1 protein-coding gene is annotated in these 2,814 nt (G+C 71.4%); it reads left to right on the top strand.

What is annotated here, in order from left to right:
• Positions 1-241: 241 nt before the first annotated feature.
• Positions 242-2,683: a RelA/SpoT family protein gene (locus tag ACZ407_RS10210; protein ID WP_468127157.1), complete on the top strand. Its 2,442-nt coding sequence runs from the start codon at positions 242-244 to the stop codon at positions 2,681-2,683.
• The last annotated feature ends 131 nt before the right edge of the window (positions 2,684-2,814 follow it).

The raw sequence follows: 2,814 nt of genomic DNA, 5'->3' as shown, positions 1-2,814 counted from the left end.
CTCTCCCCCCCCCCACCCCCCCCCCCCCCCCACCCCCCCCCCCCCCCCCCCCCCCCCCCCCCCCCCCCCCCCCCCCCCCCGCTCGTGCGTGTGGGGGCGGCGGGTGCACGGGCCGGCGTCCACGGGACGGGACCGGAGAACGAGTCGGGCCGGGGCTCGCTACCATGGGTTTTCCGGACCTGACCGGGGCCCCGGAACCTCCCCCAGACTCCGCCTGGGGGGACCCCCGTGAGGAGCGCTCTTGCCAGACGAGGTCCAGCCACTCTCCGCCGCGCAGCCCGACCCCCAGGCCGAGCAGGCCAAGGCGGCCGCAGCCACGCCGGCGCCGCCCGTCGCGCCCAAGCCGGTACCGCCGGTCAAGCCCGCCCCGCTGAAGCCCGCGGGCTCCTCCAACCGGGTGCGGGCCCGCCTCGCGCGGCTCGGCGTGCAGCGCTCCAACCCGTACAACCCGGTGCTGGAGCCGCTCCTGCGGATAGTCCGCAGCAACGACCCGAAGATCGAGACGGCCACCCTGCGCCAGATCGAGAAGGCGTACCAGGTCGCGGAGCGCTGGCACCGCGGCCAGAAGCGCAAGAGCGGCGACCCGTACATCACCCACCCGCTCGCGGTGACCACCATCCTCGCCGAGCTCGGCATGGACCCGGCCACCCTGATGGCCGGGCTGCTGCACGACACGGTCGAGGACACCGAGTACGGGCTGGAGCAGCTGCGGCGGGACTTCGGCGACGCCGTGGCCCTGCTGGTCGACGGGGTCACCAAGCTCGACAAGGTCAAGTTCGGCGAGGCCGCGCAGGCCGAGACGGTCCGCAAGATGGTCGTGGCCATGGCCAAGGACCCGCGCGTCCTGGTCATCAAGCTCGCCGACCGCCTGCACAACATGCGCACCATGCGCTACCTCAAGCGGGAGAAGCAGGAGAAGAAGGCCCGCGAGACCCTCGAGATCTACGCGCCCCTGGCCCACCGCCTGGGCATGAACACGATCAAGTGGGAGCTGGAGGACCTCGCCTTCGCGATCCTCTACCCGAAGATGTACGACGAGATCGTCCGCCTGGTCGCCGAGCGCGCCCCCAAGCGCGACGAGTACCTCGCCGTGGTCACCGACGAGGTCCAGGCCGACCTGCGGGCCGCCCGCATCAAGGCCACCGTCACCGGCCGCCCCAAGCACTACTACAGCGTCTACCAGAAGATGATCGTGCGGGGCCGCGACTTCGCCGAGATCTACGACCTGGTGGGCATCCGCGTCCTCGTCGACACCGTCCGCGACTGCTACGCGGCGCTGGGCACCGTCCACGCCCGCTGGAACCCGGTTCCGGGGCGGTTCAAGGACTACATCGCGATGCCCAAGTTCAACATGTACCAGTCGCTCCACACGACGGTCATCGGGCCCAACGGCAAGCCGGTCGAGCTGCAGATCCGCACCTTCGACATGCACCGCCGCGCCGAGTACGGCATCGCCGCCCACTGGAAGTACAAGCAGCAGACCGTCGCCGGCGCCTCCAAGATCCGTACGGACGTCCCGCAGGCCGCCAAGGGCAGTGCCGGCCAGGACACCGTCAACGACATGGCCTGGCTGCGGCAGCTGCTCGACTGGCAGAAGGAGACCGAGGACCCGGGCGAGTTCCTCGACTCGCTGCGCTTCGACCTCTCGCGCAACGAGGTCTTCGTCTTCACCCCCAAGGGCGATGTCATCGCCCTGCCCGCCGGGGCCACCCCCGTGGACTTCGCCTTCGCCGTCCACACCGAGGTCGGCTACCGGACCATAGGGGCGCGGGTCAACGGGCGGCTCGTCCCGCTCGAATCGACCCTCGACAACGGCGACCTGGTCGAGGTCTTCACCTCCAAGGCCGAGGGCGCCGGCCCGTCCCGCGACTGGCTGGGCTTCGTCAAGTCCCCGCGGGCCCGCAACAAGATCCGCGCCTGGTTCTCCAAGGAGCGCCGGGACGAGGCCATCGAGCAGGGCAAGGACGCCATCGCGCGGGCCATGCGCAAGCAGAACCTGCCGATCCAGCGGATCCTCACCGGCGACTCCCTCGTCACCCTCGCCCACGAGATGCGCTACCCGGACATCTCCTCGCTGTACGCGGCGATCGGCGAGGGCCACGTGTCGGCGCAGGCCGTGGTCCAGAAGCTGGTCCAGGCGATGGGCGGCGAGGAGGCCGCCAACGACGACATCGAGGAGAGCGTCCCGCCCTCGCGCAGCCGCAGCAAGCGGCGCGCGAACGCCGACCCCGGCGTCGTGGTCAAGGGCGTCGAGGACGTGTGGGTCAAGCTGGCCCGCTGCTGCACCCCGGTGCCCGGCGACCCGATCATCGGCTTCGTCACCCGCGGCAGTGGCGTATCGGTTCACCGCGCCGACTGCGTCAACGTGGACTCGCTCTCGCAGCAGCCCGAGCGGATCCTCGAGGTCGAGTGGGCCCCGACCCAGTCCTCCGTCTTCCTGGTCGCCATCCAGGTCGAGGCGCTGGACCGGTCCCGGCTGCTGTCGGACGTCACCCGGGTCCTGTCCGACCAGCACGTCAACATCCTGTCGGCCGCCGTGCAGACCTCCCGCGACCGGGTGGCCACCTCGCGGTTCACCTTCGAGATGGGCGACCCCAAGCACCTGGGACACGTCCTGAAGGCCGTACGGGGCGTCGAGGGCGTCTACGACGTCTACCGCGTGACCTCGGCCCGCCGGCCGTAGCCGCGGGCAGCACACGGGGAAGGGGCCCCGGGGGGGGGGGTGAGTGCCCAGAGGACCCCCCCTCCCTCCCAGGCGGGCGCCCAGCGGGGGCGGACGACAAAAGCCTCCCAGAACTCCAACGACTGGTTGGG

The sequence above is a fragment of the Streptomyces sp. NPDC030809 genome, assembly GCF_055572195.1.
This window is presented reverse-complemented; position numbering and strand designations above follow the sequence as displayed.